The organism is Akkermansia massiliensis, assembly GCF_018847375.1.
In the GTDB taxonomy this organism is placed as follows: Bacteria; Verrucomicrobiota; Verrucomicrobiia; order Verrucomicrobiales; family Akkermansiaceae; genus Akkermansia; species Akkermansia massiliensis.
In genome coordinates, this window is the sequence record NZ_CP072036.1 from 1,057,499 (window position 1) to 1,077,473 (window position 19,975).

The 19,975-nt window shown below is 51.1% G+C and carries 16 protein-coding genes and 1 tRNA gene; 11 read left to right on the forward strand and 6 right to left on the reverse strand.

What is annotated here, in order from left to right; all coding sequences use genetic code 11:
* The first annotated feature begins 77 nt into the window (after positions 1 to 77).
* The 5 genes from J5W70_RS04455 to J5W70_RS04475 all read left to right on the forward strand — a co-directional run bounded on the left by J5W70_RS04455 (position 78) and on the right by J5W70_RS04475 (position 5,170).
* Positions 78 to 230: a hypothetical protein gene (locus J5W70_RS04455; protein ID WP_180973735.1), complete on the forward strand. Its 153-nt coding sequence runs from the start codon at positions 78 to 80 to the stop codon at positions 228 to 230.
* A gap of 288 nt (positions 231 to 518) precedes the next feature.
* On the forward strand, positions 519 to 1,271 hold the full coding sequence (locus J5W70_RS04460; protein WP_102731913.1) for a S24 family peptidase: 753 nt from the start codon (positions 519 to 521) through the stop codon (positions 1,269 to 1,271).
* Between the two features lie 82 nt (positions 1,272 to 1,353).
* Positions 1,354 to 2,526: a DNA adenine methylase gene (locus J5W70_RS04465; protein WP_102731914.1), complete on the forward strand. Its 1,173-nt coding sequence runs from the start codon at positions 1,354 to 1,356 to the stop codon at positions 2,524 to 2,526.
* 9 nt (positions 2,527 to 2,535) lie between these two features.
* Positions 2,536 to 4,395: an AAA family ATPase gene (locus J5W70_RS04470; protein ID WP_102731915.1), complete on the forward strand. Its 1,860-nt coding sequence runs from the start codon at positions 2,536 to 2,538 to the stop codon at positions 4,393 to 4,395.
* On the forward strand, positions 4,388 to 5,170 hold the full coding sequence (locus J5W70_RS04475) for an HNH endonuclease (RefSeq protein WP_102731916.1): 783 nt from the start codon (positions 4,388 to 4,390) through the stop codon (positions 5,168 to 5,170). The genes J5W70_RS04470 and J5W70_RS04475 overlap by 8 nt, the downstream gene beginning before the upstream one ends.
* 279 nt (positions 5,171 to 5,449) lie before the next feature.
* Here J5W70_RS04475 and J5W70_RS04480 read toward each other — a convergent pair whose 3' ends face one another.
* From J5W70_RS04480 to J5W70_RS04490, 3 genes are all read right to left on the reverse strand, one after another.
* Positions 5,450 to 6,319, reverse strand: coding sequence for a PD-(D/E)XK nuclease family protein (locus J5W70_RS04480; protein ID WP_102742208.1), 870 nt, complete (start codon positions 6,317 to 6,319; stop codon positions 5,450 to 5,452).
* A gap of 3 nt (positions 6,320 to 6,322) precedes the next feature.
* The gene (locus J5W70_RS04485; protein ID WP_215837104.1) at positions 6,323 to 6,904 is read right to left on the reverse strand and encodes a hypothetical protein; all 582 of its coding nucleotides are present in this window, start codon (positions 6,902 to 6,904) and stop codon (positions 6,323 to 6,325) included.
* Between the two features lie 343 nt (positions 6,905 to 7,247).
* A complete protein-coding gene (locus J5W70_RS04490; RefSeq protein ID WP_022397190.1) occupies positions 7,248 to 8,183 on the reverse strand; it encodes a LysR family transcriptional regulator in 936 nt (311 codons plus the stop codon).
* On the opposite strand from J5W70_RS04490, the gene J5W70_RS04495 reads away from it, so the two are divergent.
* From J5W70_RS04495 to J5W70_RS04505, 3 genes are read left to right on the forward strand one after another with little or no spacing between them, the layout of a single operon-like run.
* Positions 8,155 to 9,525 carry an efflux RND transporter periplasmic adaptor subunit gene (locus J5W70_RS04495; RefSeq protein WP_257228341.1) on the forward strand — a complete coding sequence of 457 codons (1,371 nt, stop codon included), beginning with the start codon at positions 8,155 to 8,157 and terminating at the stop codon, positions 9,523 to 9,525. The two genes, J5W70_RS04490 and J5W70_RS04495, sit on opposite strands and share 29 nt — an antisense overlap.
* Positions 9,526 to 9,545: 20 nt before the next feature.
* The gene (locus J5W70_RS04500; protein WP_102731380.1) at positions 9,546 to 12,734 is read left to right on the forward strand and encodes an efflux RND transporter permease subunit; all 3,189 of its coding nucleotides are present in this window, start codon (positions 9,546 to 9,548) and stop codon (positions 12,732 to 12,734) included.
* The gene (locus J5W70_RS04505) at positions 12,727 to 14,100 is read left to right on the forward strand and encodes an efflux transporter outer membrane subunit (RefSeq protein ID WP_215832951.1); all 1,374 of its coding nucleotides are present in this window, start codon (positions 12,727 to 12,729) and stop codon (positions 14,098 to 14,100) included. The genes J5W70_RS04500 and J5W70_RS04505 overlap by 8 nt, the downstream gene beginning before the upstream one ends.
* A 541-nt stretch (positions 14,101 to 14,641) precedes the next feature.
* On the opposite strand, the gene J5W70_RS04510 is transcribed toward J5W70_RS04505, so the two are convergent.
* The gene (locus J5W70_RS04510) at positions 14,642 to 15,436 is read right to left on the reverse strand and encodes a vWA domain-containing protein (RefSeq protein ID WP_215832952.1); all 795 of its coding nucleotides are present in this window, start codon (positions 15,434 to 15,436) and stop codon (positions 14,642 to 14,644) included.
* Between the two features lie 12 nt (positions 15,437 to 15,448).
* A complete protein-coding gene (locus tag J5W70_RS04515) occupies positions 15,449 to 16,453 on the reverse strand; it encodes a hypothetical protein (protein ID WP_215832953.1) in 1,005 nt (334 codons plus the stop codon).
* Between the two features lie 241 nt (positions 16,454 to 16,694).
* Between J5W70_RS04515 and J5W70_RS04520 the strand changes: the two genes are divergently transcribed.
* Positions 16,695 to 17,201, forward strand: coding sequence for a hypothetical protein (locus tag J5W70_RS04520; protein WP_022397457.1), 507 nt, complete (start codon positions 16,695 to 16,697; stop codon positions 17,199 to 17,201).
* Between the two features lie 230 nt (positions 17,202 to 17,431).
* Here J5W70_RS04520 and J5W70_RS04525 read toward each other — a convergent pair.
* Positions 17,432 to 17,506, reverse strand: a tRNA-Asn gene (locus J5W70_RS04525).
* 165 nt (positions 17,507 to 17,671) lie between these two features.
* Here J5W70_RS04525 and leuB point away from each other — a divergent pair.
* Positions 17,672 to 18,781, forward strand: coding sequence for a 3-isopropylmalate dehydrogenase (gene leuB, locus J5W70_RS04530; RefSeq protein WP_022396095.1), 1,110 nt, complete (start codon positions 17,672 to 17,674; stop codon positions 18,779 to 18,781).
* Between the two features lie 129 nt (positions 18,782 to 18,910).
* A complete protein-coding gene (locus tag J5W70_RS04535; RefSeq protein WP_022396096.1) occupies positions 18,911 to 19,951 on the forward strand; it encodes an NAD(P)/FAD-dependent oxidoreductase in 1,041 nt (346 codons plus the stop codon).
* Positions 19,952 to 19,975 lie beyond the last annotated feature (24 nt).

Consider the following 19,975-nt stretch of genomic DNA (forward strand, 5'->3'; position numbering starts at 1 on the left):
ACAACGTCGTATACATCAACGGCTTGCTTACCTCTCGCGCCATCTCTCCGAAGGCAGAGCGCAACCTCCGTGCCGCCATGAAGCGTATTGAGGAAGACCCCGACGAAGACCTTGGCAACATCCTCGTCAAACTCCCCGTCGAGACGGCGGAGAAAATCCAGCACGCCGCGGAAAAGCTCAAGATGGACATTGACGAGTTCGTCGCCATGGTGCTTGGGGAGAAAAAGTAGTTCATACGGCTTTCTTCGGGTTCGGGGTTTCGGTCTCATGTTCGCTATGGGCCATTTCGTAAGTCATGCGGGCAAAGAGGGAACTAACGATCTTCTCTCTACTCACTCCGGCAGCCATCCGTAGCCACTTGGCCGATTTGGCGGACACGTCAATCGTGATACGTTCTTTCGTGTGCATGAGAAAGAATTACCGAGCTTCTCGGTATAGTCCAAAAATATACCGAAAAAAACCGTTAAAAAGATATAAAAAAGCGTTGCTAATACCGGAAAAGTCCGTATTATTAACGCATGAAACCTACGAAAAAAGACATAAAAAAATGGCTCAAAGATATTGGAAAAGATAGGGTCTGGCTCGGAAAACAGTGTGGAGGAGCATCAAAAAGAACAGTTGATGACTGGCTCTCTACAGGAAGAGAGGTTCCAGCCAAGGCCATCTTAATCATTCAAGGGCTTATGAATAGAGGGCAAGATCCGCAAGACGAGGGCCGCAATTTTCAGCGAGTAGATACCATCACTCTCCAATTCTCAAAATCCGAATGGGAAGACATCCTTGCCTACCAAAAAATGAACCCCGGTAAAAACCTCGCCGAACTCGCAGAGGAATTCATTCTCAAACTGACAGACGACATTGAGAATGAAGCCAAATACAAGGATGATGACTATGCCCTCCCTGTCATTGGCAACATCGTTGCTGACAGATTCATGGCCGGCGACACTATCCCGTGGAAAGTCAAACCACGAAAAAAATACCCAAGTGACTATTTTGGCCTTCGTGTCTACGGAAACTCCATGGAGCCGCTTGTCAGTAATGACCAGATCGCCGTCATTCGTCCCTGGGATGATCCTGATATGCCCGACGTTGGCGACATTGTCGTTTACTCAGATGGGCGTGGTGTAATGCTCAAGCAACTTGCTCTCCGGGATGGAAAATATGTCCTCTCATCCCTCAATCCTCTTTACAAAGACATCACTCCAATCGACGGAGAAGGAAGAATCACGGGAATCTACGTTGACAAACTCGACGATTTCCGCAAGGCATAATCAAGCAAGCAACACCCACACGCCACCCAAATACCACGAAATCCTCACAGACTGCAGTAACGTCTGAATCCTTCACCACGCCATGAAAATCCCCATCCTCCCGCACATCCTAAAATACATGGGCTCCAAGCGGGAAATTCTCTCCTTCGTCATCGACACAATCCAAAAAACAGGAGTAGAAAGCAACTACTTCTGCGACCTTTTTGCAGGAACAGCACTCGTAGGATCAGCCTTCAAACATCAATACCGCGTCCACATCAACGATATACAATCCTATTCATCCATCTTCGCTCAAGCCTACCTCTACAACCTAAAAACATCAGCCCCTCTGGGAGTCATCGAAAACATCCACGAAAAAGCCCTCTCATACGTAAACGACCTCACAGCACACACCCCTGAACTAATTGCCGATTATTCAAAAATCACCCACCTCGACAATCTGCAAAGACTGGAAGAGCAACAGCGTGAACTACTCCATTCAGATATCCACACAGGCTTCCACCTATTCACCAAATACTACTCCGGCACCTATTGGAGCTACGAACAATGCGCCTGGATCGATTCCATCCGGGCAGCTGCAGAAACCTACCGCAATACACTCATCTATGGCGCTATCCTATCAGCCCTCGTATACGCCATGTCCTACACATCTCAGGGAACAGGCCACTTTGCTCAATACCGAGACATCACAGCCGCCAACATGCAAGACGTCCTCATCTATAGGACAAAACAAATATGGCCACTCTTCGAGAAAAAATTTCACGAACTCATCACCACCATCGATTCAGACCCGCTCCATACCCCCCACCTCACCAGCCTCAACTACATCGACTGTCTCAAAATAGTCGAACCCAAAAGCATCATTTACGCAGATCCTCCCTACAGCGCCGTCCACTATTCCAGATTCTACCACGCCATCGAAACCCTCGTCAAATACGACTACCCGGACATTCGCTACAAAGCTCGTTACCGCTGTGACCGCCACCAATCCCCATTCTGCACAAAAACTCAAGTCCACCAAGCATTCCGGGATTTATTCCACTGTACACACGAACGCAACTCCCACCTCTTCCTCAGCTACAGCAACAGCGGCATGATTTCCATTGAAGAATTGCAACAAATTGCCAATACTATCCTCGGCAGCAAGTACAAACAAAAAGTATTCGTTATGAACCACATGCATAGCAGAATGGGAAGTGCCGACACATACGGCTCCTATGTCAAAGAATACATCCTAGCCTTCACACAGTCATAACCTACAGCCATGGCACAATCTCGCTCCTTCAGCAATCTTAAGACATCCTGGACAAAATACTCCATCGTCCAAGTCCTTGATGTACTCAAAAGCAAAGATATTCTCGAAGCATATCTCAATGGCCAAGAAGGAATAAAAATCAACCAACCCAACTTGAAAAGCTTCCTGGGCATCAAAAATACGCATGACGAAATACCGAAATTCTGGGAAAAGCTTTATAACTATCCTCAAGAAAAAATGCTCTTTGGTATGATGGCTTTAATCCTTACCCATCATGAAATCATAGAGGCATTTATAGAATTTTCTTCCGGCGAAATGGACATGAAAGGAATTTTCATATGCGATGAAGAAAAAAACACAATAATCAAGTACAAAGAACAAACAAACGCGCGCAGTGCATTAGTCGAATCAGGCGCATCTTCATCAGAATACCGCCGAGCATCGAATGTCCCCTATGACTTTTCTGCAGTATTTCAGAATCCGGAACTAGGCCCTCTATTCAAAGAGCTCATCATCAACAGGTTCATTCGATGCGGATGGACGGAAGAAGAAATAGAGCAGAATATGCCTCAAATATGTAGAGAAAATAAAATAGCTGAAATCTTCAATGTAGAACCGAATTTTTTCCAAATATGGCTCACTAGCGCAAAGCCCGGAAACTACATACAGAAATTAAATATCAGTGAATTCATCGCAATGAAAAATATTGTGATGGATTTCTCCAATTCTAAAGAAATTTATTTTCTGGGTGAAAACGGCGACGGAAAAACACTCCTTCTCATGGCACTATTTCTCGCATTCCGTAAAGGCTACCTGGATCAACAGGAAGAAATAGGTGACTTTGCTAGAATATTAGACATCTTCAGGAAAAACCCATCCTTCGAAATATCAGGTAATGATGAACAGGGAGGAATATACTCCACCAAAAACAAAGCATACCTTCCGAGAATATACGCCTATGGCCCCCAACGAGCCAGAACAGACGTAGAAACTGCCGACCCCCACGGATTCAGAACACTATTCAACTCCTATTTCGATAACAACATCCAGCTCATTTCGCCAGAAGCCTGGTTAAAAGACTTAAAGGGAAAAGAAAGCACAAAAACCCTTACAAATCAACAATCAGGAATGGAAAGGGGTCAATCAGATGAAGCATCTTCCACAAATATATCTCTCCATAAAGACAGACTCAGCTTGATTTCCACAACATCATTGGAAGAAGTTTTATCTGACATTCTTGAAAAAAATATCACAATAACATGGGTCGGGAACGAACCACAATTCAAAGAACATGACACACCAATCTCATTCGACTGCCTTTCCGAAGGCTATAAAAGCATCATCATCTTTGTTGTCGATTTAATCTACAGACTCGTACACGACGATAATGATGACGAAGAAACCAAGGTGCTCGAAAAAAAAGCAATAGTCCTTGTTGATGAAATAGAACTTCATATCCATCCAAGATGGCAAATGAATCTTGTCAAAAAGCTGAGAAACAACTTTCCAAACATTCAATTTTTCTTCACAACACACAGCCCAACAATCATTCAAGCTGCTTCAGATGAAGCAATCATTTATCGAATATTCAGAGAAGAAGGTACCACATCCATAAGCCCATCATTTAAAAGGAAAGACCTAAATCGTTTAACAATCAATACACTTGCCACCTCTTCCCTGTTTGATCTGGATACCGCTCTCTTAAACCCCGTAACAGACGACTATACGACAGCAGATACATATGCGCTAGACCGCCTCAATACCAAGCTGGAACATCTACTGAAACAACAGCGCAAACTAGGCAAAAAGTTCTTAACTGATAACGACATAGATCAAATTATTGACACCATTTTGAAAAAATATGTTTAAAATCGACAAAGACCTGAATAACATCCCCAGCTCTCTTCTCTCACTGCCAACCCACCAAAAACGTCAAAAACATATAGCCGCTAAAAAATACATCACAGGCTCGCGATACAACGAATCCTACAAGGAAAAAGATATCAAGGAAACTCTCGAAAAAATCCACTATAACAAATGTGTTTATTGTGAAGTTTGGGTAGAAGAATACCATATCGAACATTTCAGGCCAAAATCAATATACTATTGGCTCGCCTACAGTTGGGACAACCTATTGCTCGCCTGTCCAACTTGCAATAGAAGCAAGTTGGATCAATTCCCTTGTAAGAATGCCAATTGCACAACCCTTCCCCAAGACATCGATCCAACTGATACATCCGAAGAAAATATAAAAAAAATCAACCTTCTCTCCGAGGAATTAAACCGCCAGGAACAACCATTACTTATAAATCCCGAACTAGAATCCCCTATTGGTAAATTGCAGTTTGAAGAAAACGGCACCATTAAATCATCTGACGAACGATATACTGAGACCATCAACGTCTGCAAGTTGAACAGAAACAAACTCACGCTGCTAAGAAAAAAAATATTTGACGATTTGATTAACAAGATAAAAGCCGAACTTGTTACTAGTGACAGCATTCAAGAACAATGCAAGAACATATCCAAATTATTTAATGAAATCAAAAGAAAATCATTGGATAGATCAGAATGTTTATTAACATTGTTGGTTTACATTTCCGAAAACTTCCATGAAATAGTAAGTAAAAATATACTAAAATGAATTTAAATATTGCATGCTGATTTTTGTATTCAACACGTCATCTCCTGCAAGAAACCACCTTTTCCTAAAATTTTGTTACATCTAACAAAATGATCTTACATCTCATCCATCCCAATCCTCCAGTACCTGTCAGCCGCTTCTCTGTACACCCGTGCTCTGTAATGTCTCAACCAATAGAAAACTTATAGGTGTGAAGCATAAAGCACTTCTAAGTGTTTAATAAGCCTCGACTAAAAAGAAACCCCTCATTATGACGGGTTTCTGAATAAACGCCTTTCCTCATCCTTTGCACCACCCGAAGCATTCCTTCTTGTACTGGCACCAGGAACATTGCATCCCGGACTGGGGATGGAAACGTTTGGTGGTGATGCCTTCACAGGCGATCTTGTACAGGTCGGCGGCGCGTTGCTTTCGCTGTTCGTTGGCTGGCGGGATTTTGACTCGGACCACTTGCGGTGTCTTCGTCTTGGCCAGGTAGATCAGATCCAGTGACGGAGGAGTGTCTCCCGTGGCTTCTTCGATCATCATCTGGTAAGTGACCAGCTGGAGTTCATGATCGAAGGTTGCATGCCCGGTGTCCGGTTTGGCGGCAGCGGATTTGTAGTCCACTGCCGTCAGGTCGCGCTGGACGAGGTCGATGACGCCTCGCACGGGAACCGGCAGGCCGGGGATGGCGGCAGACAAGCCGACTTCCACTCCCAGGGGCATTTGTGAAGCAACCTCGTTGGAGGCCATGTAGGCTTTGATCGTATTCCAGGCACAGGAACGTATCTTCTGTCTCGTTTCTTCGTCGACGTAGTCCACCGGGCCTTCCGTCTTCTCCAACTCCAGAAAGTGGGCGGAGAAGGCTTCTTCCATGGCCGTCTCACTACTGTCCTCTTCCCGCCATCGGGCGAGGTTGAAGGACTGGAGTGTGGCGTGGATGGCCTTGCCGACATGCGGGGCAACCGTCGTCGGCTTCCGTATCTGTGCTACCCTCTCGAAGAAGAAGCGCAGAGAACACGACAGATACGATTTGACCGAGGAGGGAGACAGGTAGTCCGGGCGGATGGCAGAAGGAGAAGAAGCCTCCGAAGGAAATTTGTTCACCAATGCGATAGCCGGGTGCAGGGAGGATGAACGTATGGGACAGGTTACGGGAGCAATCATAGGTCAGTACGGGTTGGAGTTACCGGCATAGGTCGTAGCGGGACGGCGGGTGTAGTTGTTCCTGCCTGATGCCGAACGTTTGGATGTCGCACCGGAGCGGTTCATCAGTTCGTCGATTAACCCGGAGGCTTCCATGCGGTTGAGCATGGCAACGGACTTGTTGAATCTCCGGGAAGCCAGTTCGTTCAGGGCAGAGTCATCCAACCCGGCCTTCCCGGCCAGTTCCAGGATGAGAGACTGTTGCTTCTCCGAGAACTTCCATGTGGGAACGGTTGCAACAGAGGTCTCGGGAGCGCTTGCAGGCGGTGTTTGTTTCACGGATGATGTGGATATCATCTGTGAGCAGGAAGCCCCAAGGGCAGGCCTTTGCGTGACCTGTGAGCCGTAATGTTCGTCAGGAACGAACCCGACCTGTTGGATCCGGGCGTCGACGGCAGTCTGAAGGGAGCCGTAGAGCCGCTCGGTTTCCGCAGCCAGTTCGGATGTGTGGGTGATTTCGGTTTCGATGGAGACCTCGAACTGGTGGGAGGAATATCCCGGCAGTCCGAGTCGTTTGCTGTAGTTGGCGATGAGTTTGATAGCCATGATGGTGGTTCTTTCGTTGTTGATGGATGGATACAGAAAAACCGCCATGCCCCGGGATGGGACCATGGCGGCTCTTCGAAGGATGACAGGCAGGTAAATCCCTGTGTCTGGTATATATGACGGGAGGGAAGGTGTTATTTCAGATGAGAAAGAGCTTCATATCCCGTTGTCCCGGGAAAGTGGACATGAACTTGTCGTACCCGGAACCATGAATCGTAGTAGCTGTCTTGGTCAGCTGATGCCAGTAGGAAGATCGCATGAACAGTATTTACGAGCCAGGTAAAGACACGAAGTTAAATCAGAATTGGCGCAGCCTTCTCCCGGAGATACTGTGGATCCACAGTTAAAGAGAAGGATCATCTCCATTTGGCAAATGGACGGAAGTTTTCTTTGATACCTGACCGGAGAACATGGAAACTAAATCCATTACCCGCGGATTCTGTTTTCCCTTGAGCCAAACCGCCCAGAGTTCAAAATTCAACCGCTCACGGGGGTCAGACAGTTCCTTATATAAAATTTGGTTCCTTACCGGTGCCGAAAATTCACGAGGCAACAGAGTCATGCCGGAACCGGAACCTACCAGCAACAGCATTTCCGCCATATTTGTAACTCCCCTGAATTTCAAAGTTTCCAGAACGTCTTCCGGAAGAAAATTCCGTATTTCCTGATAATGCAGTCCGCCTTTTCTGTTCCCCATATACAGGAAGGTTTCCCCGGATATATCCTTGCTGGTTAATGATCTCTTGCGAGCCAAGGGGAGCTCCTTTCCTAAAAAAAGTTTCATGGGAGATGAAAAAATCCGTCGGGTCTTGAACCTGGGATGGGAAGGAACGTTATGCGCTATGACAAAACCAATCTGGATTTTTCCCTGAAGAAGCGCGTCCAGTTGCTGAATATCCGGTATATCAGCAAGCTCAAATTTGAGTCCGGGATGTTTTTTGCAAAAGGCGGATATTGTTTCCATCAGGGTAGCTATTCCAAATGGTCCCGGTGTTCCAATAGTAATTATCTTGGTCTCATCCGAAATAGTTCTGGCCCTGGCTACCATCTCTTCTGCTTTCAGCAGAAGATTCCTTGCATCATCCAAAAAAGCCTCTCCCGCAGGAGTCAGCCGAACGCCCGCCGTATTCCGCTTGAGCAGAATCACTCCTATGGAATCTTCCAGATCCCTGATCTGCTTGCTTAATGCAGGATGGCTGACATGCAGCTTATCTCCGGCCCTGCGGAAATTCAATTCTTCGGCCACCGTGATGAAGTATTTTAAATGGCGGATTTCCATGGTCGTTTCTCTGGTAAGTTGCAGTTACCAACACGGTAATATCAAAGTCATTCCCGATTTTCGAACAAAACGATACTTTACAGCCATGAGAAATTCTCCACCCAATCTGCCGTCACTTCTGTCCCGGTTCCAACGGCAAGCCAAGGCATGCGCGTCTGCACCGGCAACCGTATTGGCCGTGGCCTTGATGCTGCTGACCGGCTGTACTCCATCCGAGGAAAAAGCGGATGGGGCTGGCGACCCCATGCGGAATAGCCCTCTGGAAGTCGGGACACTCACGTTGGACACAGAGGAAGTCGTCATCACGCAAGAACTTCCTGCCCGCATTTCTTCGCTCCGCGTTGCCGAGGTCCGTTCCCGCGTTGACGGCATCGTCCAGAAGTGCTGCTTCGAAGAGGGCGCCTTCGTAAAAGAAGGAGAACTTTTGTATCAAATCGACGATGCTTCATATAGAGCGGCAGCCAACAGGGCCAAAGCGGCGCTAGCCAAAGCCCGATCTAATCTGGAATCCGCCGAACTGAAAGAAAAACGTTACAAGGCCTTGCTCGGAAACCGTGTCGCCAGTCAACAGGAGTATGAAGATGCCAAGGCTTCCCTGCTTGCCTGCCAGGCCGATGTCATGTCGGCCGAGGCTGATTTGGAATCAGCATTGATCGATCTCAATTATACCCGCGTAACAGCCCCTGTAAGTGGCCAAATAGGGAAATCGGAAATCACGGAAGGAGCTTATGTCCGCAAGGACGAAGCCACTCTCATGGCTACTGTGCGACAAAATGATCCGGTTTATGTGGACATGACCCAGTCCAGCGCTAATCTGGTACAGCTTAAACAAGCTCTTCACAGCAATGAACTTCACCGGGCCGATTCGTCGGATACGGCAAGAGTCACTCTGGCCCTGGAAAACGGCGCCGACTACGATCAGGAAGGGATATGGAAATTTACCGACACCGTCACCAACGCCAATACAAGTTCCGTCACCATCAGGGCGGTATTCCCCAACCCGGACAACTACCTGCTTCCTGGGATGTTCGTTAAGGCCTTCATTGTAGAGGCCAGAAAGGAAAACGCCATTCTCATTCCGCAGGCGGTTGTCATGCGTGATACCAAAGGAGAACCATATGTTTATATTGCAGGCAAAAACGGAACCGCTGAACAAAAAAGCATCGAGATATCCCGTTCCATGGGAAATCGGTGGCTGGTCAATTCCGGACTCAACAAAGGCGACAGGATCATTGTCGATCATCTGCAAAAAATGGCCGATGGCGTGCCAATTGTTGTTGTCGATGTTTCCGGCCAGGAAAAAGGCTCCGGGGAACATTCATCAAATGCCACGGACTGTTAACTTGATGCATTGACTGTATGATGTCCCGTTTTTTCATCGACCGTCCTGTCTTTGCGTGGGCGCTTGCCATTGCCGTCATGACAATAGGGCTTGTCTCACTGCTGCAAATGCCCATTGAACAATACCCTCGCGTCGCTCCTCCCAGCGTCACCATTGAAGCAACCTATCCCGGCGCCTCCGCACAAACTGTTGAAGACAGCGTTGTTCAGGTTATCGAACAACAGCTCACCGGACTCGATTACCTGCGCTATATTGAATCGGAAAGCGATTCCACCGGCAATGCGAGCATTACCCTGACCTTCAATTCGGAGGCTGACCCCGACATTGCCCAGGTTCAAGTGCAGAACAAGGTTCAGAGCGCTACTTCCATGTTGCCTCAAGCTGTACAAAATCAAGGACTCACCGTCAAGAAGGCCTCCGGCAACTTCCTGATCATTATTGGATTTTATTCCGATGACGCTTCGCTTTCCGCAGAAGAGATTGACGATTACGTCATGAGTCATCTGAAAGATCCGCTTAGCCGTATTCAAGGCGTAGGTAACATCACGACATTCGGCGCCCAGTATTCCATCCGCGTCTGGTTTGATCCCTACAAACTGGTTCAATACAATCTTACTACTTCAGAGATCATTGACGCCATCAAATCACAGAATGCCCAGATATCCGTCGGTTTGCTCGGTGCCCGGCCTGCCATGGAAGGGCAGCCCCTTGACATTACACTGGCTACCCGTGGACGTCTGCATACAGCAGACGAGTTCAAAGATATCGTCGTACGGGCCGATGCCGATGGATCCCAAGTAAGGCTTGGCGATGTGGCCCGGATTGAACTGGGTAGTGAAAGCTATTCCACGATAGCTCGTTTCAACGGCAAACCAGCTTCCGGACTAGCCATCATGCCGGCGGAAGGAGCGAATGCGCTGGAAACCGTCGCGGCCATCAAGGCGAAAGTTGCGGAACTGTCCGAGTTTTTCCCGAAGAGCCTCAAGGTGTCTTACCCGATGGATTCGACGCCATTCGTACAGCATTCCATCAAGGAAGTGATCAAGACTCTATTTGAAGCCATGATCCTTGTCTTTTTCGTCATGTACCTGTTTTTGGGCAGTATCCGGGCCACTCTTGTGCCGACTTTGGCCATCCCCGTTGTTCTGCTCGGCACGTTCGCTGTTTTGGCGGCGGCGGGTTTCACATTGAATACGATGACTCTGTTCGGCATGGTTCTGGCCATCGGTCTTCTCGTGGATGATGCCATTGTCGTTGTAGAAAACGTGGAACGAGTCATGGAAGAGGAAGGGCTTTCCCCGCGCGAAGCCACGCGTAAATCCATGAATCAAATTTCGGGAGCGCTCGTCGGAATAGGTCTCGTCATCTGTGCTGTCTTTATTCCGATGGCGTTTTTCGGAGGTTCCAGCGGCATCATTTATCGTCAATTTGCGATGACCATTGCCATCTCAGTCGCTCTGTCCGTCGCCGTGGCTCTCACATTCTCACCCGCATTGTGCGCGAGCCTTTTGAAACCGGCCCAACAAGGAGGACTACAAGCCCGCCGAGGATTCTTCAGCTGGTTTAACCGTATGTTCAACCGGGGCGCAGACAAATACGCGGGCGTGATGCAGAAGGTTCTGTCCCGGGGAGCAAGAGTGACAGCCATCTGCGGTTTGTTCGTCATTCCGGTTATTGCCCACATGTACAATAATTTGCCGACCAGCTTCCTGCCTCTGGAAGACAAAGGGTTTCTGCTGGCGATGTCTCAGCTGCCCGCGGGAGCGACCAGCGAACAGTCCCTGCGTGTTGCAAACAAGATTACGGAAGGTTTTTTGACGGAAATGCCCGATTCCGTGGAGGACGTGTTTGCAACGGTAGGATTCGGTTTTGGCGGTTCGGGCCAGAACCAGCTCGCCTGTTTCATTAAACTCAAAGATTGGGAACAGCGCAAAAATCCGGGGCAAAGCGCGAGCGGCATTCAGGGTCGGGCGATGGCCATTTTTTCCAGGATTCGTGAAGCAAGTACATTTGTCATGGTTCCGCCTCCGATTCAAGAGCTGGCCAACTCCAGCGGATTTGAACTTTACCTGATTGATAACGGCAATCTTGGTCACGACGGTCTTGTCGCGGCCCAGCAGCAGCTGATCGCCCTTGCCGCAAAACACCCCTCCCTGCGTTCTGTCCGAAGCGGTACGCTTGATGATAAAACCGATCTGCGGCTCGATATCGACTACGAGAAAGCCGGGGTCCTGGGAGTATCGGCGGAGACCATCAACAACGAATTGTCCCATATCTTTGGAAGCACCTATCTGGATGATTTCATCGACCGTGGACGAGTGAAAAAGGTCTACGCTCAGGGTGACGCTCCCTTCCGGATGCAGCCTGAAGACATCACCAACTGGTATGTGCGCAATGAAGACGGTGATATGGTGTCCTTTTCTTCTTTCATCACGGCGCAATGGCAGGCGGGGTCTCCAAAATTGACGCGTTTCAATGGGGTTTCCTCCATGTCCGTCGCAGGAGAAGCAGCCCCCGGATACAGCACGGGGCAGGCCATGGACGCAATGGAAGAACTGATCCGTCAGCTCCCGGCAGGCATCGGTTATTCCTGGATTGACAGTTCCTATGAAGAACGGCTGGCTGGCTCCAACACCATGGCTCTTTACGGCCTGGCGCTCCTTTTTGTCTTCCTCTGCCTCGCTTCTCTTTATGAAAATTGGGCCATCCCCGTTTCCGTTCTGCTCATCATGCCCTTCGGAGCATTCGGCGTACTGGCGGCATGCGGCTTGTTCGATTTGCCCAACGACGTCTATTTCCAGGTGGCTCTTATTACTATTATCGGCCTTACGGCCAAAAATGCCATTCTGATCGTGGAATTTGCCAAGGAAGAATACGATCAGGGTAAAAACCTCATTGCCGCAACCGTCCATGCCCTGCGCCAACGTGTGCGGCCCGTGCTGATGACTTCGCTCGCCTTCGGTCTTGGTGTTCTCCCCCTGGCCGTCAGCAGCGGCCCAGGTTCCGAAACCCAGAACGCTGTCGGCATCGGGGTTGTCGGAGGAGTGCTTGCCACAACGATTCTTGGCCTGTTTTTCATCCCCGCCTATTTTGTCAGCATCCTTCAATTATTCCGCGTAAAACCCAGACAACTCCCCGGAGAGGCATCGGATTCTGCATCCGTTTCCGAATCTTCCTCCAGCCACGGAAAGGAGACTGCCCATGTGTAAGAAATTGCCACATCTATTATCGGCCGGGATTGCGGTCTCCCTCATGGGTGGCTGCTCATTTATCCCGGAGTATGAACGCCCGGAATCTCCCGTACCCGGAACATATCCGGGAAGCGGAACTTTGTCTGAACATGTGTCTCCGGTAAGCTGGCGGCAGTTTTTCCTGGATTCCCGCTTGAGACAATACATAGCTGATTCCCTTGACAACAACCGCGACCTCCAAATTGCCGCCTTGAAAGTAGAACAGGCACACGCTCAATACCGTATTGAAAAGTCCGCCTTGCTGCCATCCGTTAATGGATCAGGAGCCTTTACCCGGGAACGCGCCAACAATTCCACCGGAAACCGGTACAATGCTTCAGTGAACCTGACTTCCTATGAAGTTGATTTGTTTGGCAAAATCAGGAGCAGTGCACAAGCCGCCCTGGAAGATTACTTTGCTCTGGAAGAAACGCGCCGCAGTACGCAGATTGCGTTGATTGCACAGGTTGCCGTCCAGTACTTTGCCTATCTGGAGTATGCCGAACAACTGGATCTTTCCCGCAAAACGCTTGATACTGTACAAAATTATGCAGACATGACAAAGCGGAAAGTCCAGTTTGGGAAAGACCCGGAAAGCAACTTGGCCATGATGGATGTCCAGATTGAAACGGCCCGCGCCAGCGTACATGCTTACAGCCGTCTCATGACCCAGGCGGCCCATGCCCTTGAAGAACTGACGAGCAAGCCGATTGTCGGAGAAAAAATGGCAAGCCGTTCCCTGGAAAGACGTTACCTCGTTGCCGATATTCCGGCGGGACTTCCTTCGAATTTGATCACGCGCAGACCCGATATTCTGGCCGCCGAACATGCGCTGCGGGCGGCCAATGCCAATATCGGGGCGTCCCGGGCCGCATTCTTCCCCAGCATTACGCTCACCGGCAGTATGGGTGGGGAAAGTTCCGAACTTTCCAGGCTTTTCGACAAACCAGGACGTGCATGGTCTTTTTCCCCGCAGGTTTCTCTCCCCATTTTCACAGGAGGCAGAAACAAGGCCTCGCTGGATGCTTCCAGAATCGGCAAACGCATTGAAATCGCCAATTACGAAAAAACAATTCAGACCGCCTTCCGGGAAGTGTCGGATGCTCTGGTAGCCCGGCGTGAATACCGGAAGCAGCTTGAAGCGCAACAGGCGCTTGTTGCTACGCAACAGAGGAGGTTGGAATTCTCCCAGATTAAATACAACAACGGCATCACTGGATACCTTGACGTACTCACGGCTCAGCAGGATCTTTTTTCCGCCCAACAGGATCTGATTTCCATTCGTTCCGCCCAACTCCAAAATCTCGTGATGCTATACAAAGCTTTGGGGGGAGGATGTGAATAACACACTCCTTCCAAATTAGGATAAATATCTTATTTACAAATCTTTCGAGAAAGGCTTTTGATATTTTCTACCCTGTACCTGTCAGATGCCATCCGGGGGAGAGGAGTCAACGATACCCCGTCGCCTGGCATGGACATGCTGAGTCCATTTTTTAGCTCTGCGGTATTTGCGGACGGCATCGCCGATGATATTGAGTTGTCCCTTCATGTAATGAAGGTGTTACAATATCAGGATAACTTTCAGTAGAGGGAACGATACTGTTACATTCAATAGAGGCTTCAGACGGGTTATAGAAAAATTTCCAGTTCAACTGCTCCATGAATCTACCCATTGAGTCTGTAGGAAACCTGAAAGAGAGCGAATCGCTATTTTAGAAAAACAGATGAACTTAAAATAAGCGGTCCGGCTATTTTAGGTTAATCATAACCGTATGAACAAGAATCATACGGGAGATTATGAATTTACGACAACTGATTTCCTGGCGATTCTGTCGTAACTAAAAGAAAGCCCCCATGAGAGAGACTTTCTGATTTTACCTGTCCTACACCTGCCACACATCCTCCGGGGGAGGAGTCAGAGATACCCCGTCACCCGGCATAGACATACTGACCATTCGGACGCTGCGGCTCAGCCATGCGAACAGTTCCGTGAACTTCTGATCGTTGATTTGCATGGGAGGCCGTCCCGGGCTGATGAAGGAAAGCTCCGACAGGTCAGCGCGGCCAATACCGAAGACGAACACGCTGAGCTTGCGGCTGGCCGACAGTTCTTTCAGATGTTCCTGCAATTCCCGGTGCCGGGCGCTGGTTGGTACTCCGTCCGTCATCACGACAAGCCAGGGCTGGTAGTATTCGACCCCGTGTTCCTGGTAAGTTCTCTTGCGACTGTCAAGTTCGGTCAGAGCCAGCTCGACGGCTTCGCCAAGGAGTGTTTCGTTTTCTCGGGATGTGGTGATTTTAAGATCTGAGTCCGATTCACGGATCGGGCCGAATTCTTTCACTGTCGTCGTTGTCCAAGCGAATGTGATCACCGCTACGTCAGCGGCCAGTTTTGCCAGAGGATCGGCAAGAATGTCGCTGATGAACCACTGAAGGCCAGTATTGAGTTCGTCCATCCGGGTGACAATGTTGTCTCCCGTGACGATATTCCAGTTGATCCCGTCAGAATACTCCTGACGGACGATGTGTTGGTTGTCGCCCCGGACGATGCCGTTCATACTGCTGCTGGCATCCAGCAGGAAGAGAACGGGAAGCCGGGCGTTGGTGTTGTTACCGAACTCGCGCATGGCGGCGAGCTGTTCCTGTTTGTTTGGTTGTGTCGATGATGATATAGACATAGTTTATTCAAGTTAATGGTTGGTGGTTGGATTCCGGGTTGCCTGATTCAATGCGCTACGACGCCGTATGCAGAGCTTGCATAAAGATTTGGCATGAGATTGCCGTAAACGCCGTGCGACATCGTCAGGAGCCTCCCGGAAGAGAATCCCGCAGTCTGTACAGACATTGGGTGTCATCTGCACCAGCAGACTGTGGGGCGGACAGGGACGGTCATGCAGAAGATCCCGGTACATGGGATGATCCCTTCCGCCTCCCGGTTCCATATCCCTGAGGTATTGCTGCAAACAACGCGCCAGATACCCCGGCATGACGCGTGGACGCAAATCGCGACGCTGGACACAGGTAAGATTGTGACCGAGAGCATCGCGGAGCTTGCGGGGGAGATACGACCAGACATAGCGTCCGGGGGTATCGGGCGGGTAGAATCCCGCCGGAGGCTTGTACGAAGCAAACGGGTACGGCAGTATGCCCTTTCCGGCGGCTTCCCGCATGTCTCCTTCTCCCCCTTGCCGGGCAAAGGGAGACAGGCCGAGAGCCAATGTCATGAAGAGCAGGACGGACAGGGCGTAGGCATCGTGGCTGCGGGCACGGAGGAAGTCTCCGTAGTTACCTCTAAGTTCCGGTGCCCGGAACCGTTCCGTGCCGACGGAACAGGGATAGTCCTCGACCTGAAAACTGTCGGCATCCACCCAGCAGATGGAGCCATCAGGAGAAACCAGCACATTGCCGGGATGCAGATCGCCCAGGACGACACCGCAACGGTGCAGCGTATGGACTGATTCCGACAGGTTCAGGCATAGCCTGGTCAGATCGTAACGGGTCCATGAGGGGAACTGGTTCGTCAGCAGTTCCGCATGAAACGCGAATGCCCCGAGCGGAACACCGTCCGCCCGGGGCATCAGCACGCCGACAAAGCGCCGCAGTTCGTCGTACAGGATCTCGCGCGGCCACGCCACGCACGGGGAACGAATGGGGCGGGAACACATCAGCCGAAGCTTCTGCTCACGCCAACGCATCCGTTGCGTTGGATGATAGAGCTTGGCTACGAGTGGCGATCCTAATGCCGAATGGGCAGTAAAGACCGATCCTTCACCGCCTTCCGCAATGGGTTTTCCCAGAACGATTCGTTTCCCCTCACCTGAAAACAGAACATCTCCGGTCGGATACTTCCCGCCATTGCCGCAGAGTTCTTCATCCAGCCGCCTCACCTGATGGCGGAGTGCATAGAATGGAGTCATGAGAACATGACGGCGGATAATGAAGCCGTCACATATAGATGACGCTGTCAACAGCGTTATTTCATCGTTTCCGCAGCCTGAAAAAGACATCTCAGAAATGCCATATATACTTGCTATGAGTATATTATATCATTCACAACAATGTCCTCCTGTTATTGCCTGCATTCTCTCAATTGAATGTTCCGGACTAATAGGAGATGCCCCTTACGCTTATGTAGAAATGCAGAATCTGCATATGGATTCCCTTTCATCCGTCCGATTGAAAGTCATCCTTCTTGATTCTCTTCCACTTTTAAGAGGAAAGAATTCTGGTAGGATACTCCGTAAGCAGGGCAGCCTTCTTCTTGACAGCCCTTTATCAAAACGTGACCTCAAGAAGTTGGTCTCTCCTGGGCAAGTAGAACATGCCGTGCTGAAAGTCAGTCACAAGAAAATCATATTAACGGCACGAAGTGTACGTGGGGATGATTCCTACTGGGGAGACCTCACCTATGCCCTTAGTCAGAAATATTTCCCTGACCACTGATTTCAGGGAATCACATCAACATCATCGCAGGGGTAACTCTACGGTGATGTTTTTTATCTGCTACCAGACTACTGAATAGAAATGGTATCTATTGTCAGAAAATAGTCAGAAAAATATATTCCTTTTTGTGCCGTTTTAGGCGCTTTTCAGGGTAGCGAACAGATATGGAAGAAGGCTGATACAGATAAAAGAAAAGAGCCTCAATCCTTTCGGAATGAGGCTCTTATTAATGGCTCCCCCGGTTGGGCTCGAACCAACGACCTAGTGATTAACAGTCACCCGCTCTACCGCTGAGCTACAGGGGAGTTTGCGTTCCATGGAGCGCGGAGGGATTTTTACTGGAGGCACAGGCGTTTGGCAAGTACTTTTTTGTTTCTGTAGGCTTTTTGACGCAAAAAGGCTTCCGCGGCGTGGGCATGCCAACGGTGCTTCTTGACCTTTGAGGGGAGAATGCCCAGACTTTCAGCGACATGAGTGAACATCACCATCATATTGCTGTTCTGGCCGGCGACGGCATCGGGCCCGAGGTCATGGCGGAGGCCCTGAAAGTTCTGGACGCCGTAAGTGCCAAGTTTGGATTTACCGTGAGCCGCAAGGAGGCTTTTGTGGGCGGCGCGGGCATCGACCATTGCGGCAAGGCCCTTCCGGAAGAGACCATCCGCGCCTGTGAAGAGGCGGACGCCGTCCTGTTCGGCTCCGTAGGCGGTCCCAAGTGGGAGCACCTTCCCGCCAATGAACAGCCGGAGCGCGGCGCCCTGCTGCCGCTGAGAAAGCATTTCGGCCTGTACGCCAACCTGCGCCCGGGCGTATGCCTGCCTGCCCTGACCCACGCCTCTCCCATCAAGAATGAACTGATCGAGGGCGGTTTTGACATTTTATGCGTCCGGGAACTGACCGGCGGCCTGTACTTCGGCCAGCCCCGTTTCCGCGAACAGGAGGGGGACGACGAAGTCGTCGTGGATACCATGCGCTACCACAAGAGCGAGATGGTGCGCATCGCCAAAGTGGCGTTCGAGGCCGCGCGAGGGCGCCGCAAGCGCGTCACCAGCGTGGACAAGGCCAACGTGCTGACCAATTCCCTGCTGTGGCGCGAGACGATGATTGAGGTTTCCAGGGATTATCCGGACGTGGAACTGCTCCACATGTACGTGGACAATGCCGCCATGCAGCTGGTGCGCAATCCCCGCCAGTTTGACGTGCTGGTGACGGAGAACCTGTTCGGAGATATTCTTTCCGATGAAATGGCCATGATTTGCGGCTCCCTGGGCATGCTGCCCAGCGCCAGCCTGTGCCAGGGCGCGCAGGACAACGGCCTGTTCTTCGGCCTTTACGAGCCCTCCGGCGGTTCCGCCCCGGACATTGCCGGCAAGGGCATTGCGAACCCGATCGCCCAGATTCTTTCCCTCTCCATGCTGCTGCGCTACTCCCTGGGAGAAAAAGCCGCGGCAGACGCCATTGACGCCGCCGTCCGCCGCGTGATTGACCAGGGCTGCCGCACGGGCGACCTGGCTACGGGCGCTCCCGGAGAAATCCGCGTGAATACGGCGGAAATGGGGGATGCCATCATCGCAGCCCTGTAAAAGGGCCGTTTTTCCAGCTCCGCAGGCGCTTCCATCCCCTGCGGGGCATTTTTCCTTCCGGAGGAAGGCTGGACTGTTCCTCTGTTTTTTCCTCACTTCCGGATTTCTCCGGTTCTTCATCCACCTATCATGAACGTTCTTATCATTGGCCAGGGAATCGCCGGCAGCTGCCTGGCGTGGGAGTTGAAACGCCGCGGCGCGGATTTCACGATTGCGGACCGCCCCATCGCGGAAACGGCCTCCCGGGTGGCGGCTGGATTGGTGAATCCCCTGACGGGCCGGGCCTTCCGCCCCGGCTGGCGGCAGGAGGAATGCCTGTCCGCAGCGGAGGCCTTTTATCCGGAGACGGAACGGGAACTGGGCGGCTCCTGGTGGCAGAAGACCCCTATTTTCCGGGAACTGGAAACGGAGGACCAACTGGAAGTCTGGCAGGAACGCCAGACGGCCCCGGAGTCCTGCGCCTATGCGGGCCCCCTTTTCCCATGGCCTGAACACTGGGAAGGCCGCGGAAAAGCCGCCTATACGCGCGGCTCCGCCGTGCTGCACGTGGAGGACATGGTCAACGCCATGCGGAGGTTTTTCACGGAACAGGGCCGTTTTGTGGAAGCGGACGTGTCCCCTGCGGATATCCGTCCGGATGAAAACGGCCTTTTCCATTGGAACGGCCAGACGTTTTCCCATATAGCCTGGTGCACCGGCTGGGAAGCCGGATGCCACCCGGACATGGCTCCCTTGAAGGGACGCCCTTCCAAGGGCACTATTCTGGACCTGGACCTGAAGGAGCTGGACTGGCACGCCGGCATCCTGCATTTCGGCCACTGGCTGGTTCACAACGGTTCTTTCTGGCGCTTCGGCGCCACTTACGCGTGGGCGTGGGACGCTCCCGGCATTCCGGAAGCCCCCGCCGTCCAGGAATTGATGCTGGACCTCGTCAAACGCTATTCCGGGGAGACGGGCTTCCTCCGCGCCCGAGCCGCCGTGCGCCCCATCATCCGGCGCAGCCAGCCCGTCGCCGGGCCCATTCCCGGCCTGAACGGCCAGTTCGTCTTCTCCGGACTGGGCAGCAAGGGAGTGACCACTTCCCCGTGGGCCGCGGCCCAGCTGGCGGAACATCTTGTGCACGGGGCGGAACTGCCGCCGGACCTGCTGCCCGCCGCGCTATGGAAATAATGCGGCGCGGTTCCCGTACTTCCT

Bases quoted from the DNA above. Each gene is read 5' to 3' on its own strand.
- J5W70_RS04455 (WP_180973735.1), top strand. From the start codon at position 78: ATGAAGCGTATTGAGGAAGACCCCGACGAAGACCTTGGCAACATCCTC.
- J5W70_RS04460 (WP_102731913.1), top strand. From the start codon at position 519: ATGAAACCTACGAAAAAAGACATAAAAAAATGGCTCAAAGATATTGGA.
- J5W70_RS04465 (WP_102731914.1), top strand. From the start codon at position 1,354: ATGAAAATCCCCATCCTCCCGCACATCCTAAAATACATGGGCTCCAAG.
- J5W70_RS04470 (WP_102731915.1), top strand. From the start codon at position 2,536: ATGGCACAATCTCGCTCCTTCAGCAATCTTAAGACATCCTGGACAAAA.
- J5W70_RS04475 (WP_102731916.1), top strand. From the start codon at position 4,388: ATGTTTAAAATCGACAAAGACCTGAATAACATCCCCAGCTCTCTTCTC.
- J5W70_RS04480 (WP_102742208.1), bottom strand. From the start codon at position 6,319: ATGATTGCTCCCGTAACCTGTCCCATACGTTCATCCTCCCTGCACCCG.
- J5W70_RS04485 (WP_215837104.1), bottom strand. From the start codon at position 6,904: ATGGCTATCAAACTCATCGCCAACTACAGCAAACGACTCGGACTGCCG.
- J5W70_RS04495 (WP_257228341.1), top strand. From the start codon at position 8,155: ATGAAGTATTTTAAATGGCGGATTTCCATGGTCGTTTCTCTGGTAAGT.
- J5W70_RS04490 (WP_022397190.1), bottom strand. From the start codon at position 8,183: ATGGAAATCCGCCATTTAAAATACTTCATCACGGTGGCCGAAGAATTG.
- J5W70_RS04500 (WP_102731380.1), top strand. From the start codon at position 9,546: ATGTCCCGTTTTTTCATCGACCGTCCTGTCTTTGCGTGGGCGCTTGCC.
- J5W70_RS04505 (WP_215832951.1), top strand. From the start codon at position 12,727: ATGTGTAAGAAATTGCCACATCTATTATCGGCCGGGATTGCGGTCTCC.
- J5W70_RS04510 (WP_215832952.1), bottom strand. From the start codon at position 15,436: ATGTCTATATCATCATCGACACAACCAAACAAACAGGAACAGCTCGCC.
- J5W70_RS04515 (WP_215832953.1), bottom strand. From the start codon at position 16,453: ATGCGTTGGCGTGAGCAGAAGCTTCGGCTGATGTGTTCCCGCCCCATT.
- J5W70_RS04520 (WP_022397457.1), top strand. From the start codon at position 16,695: ATGAAGCCGTCACATATAGATGACGCTGTCAACAGCGTTATTTCATCG.
- leuB (WP_022396095.1), top strand. From the start codon at position 17,672: ATGAGTGAACATCACCATCATATTGCTGTTCTGGCCGGCGACGGCATC.
- J5W70_RS04535 (WP_022396096.1), top strand. From the start codon at position 18,911: ATGAACGTTCTTATCATTGGCCAGGGAATCGCCGGCAGCTGCCTGGCG.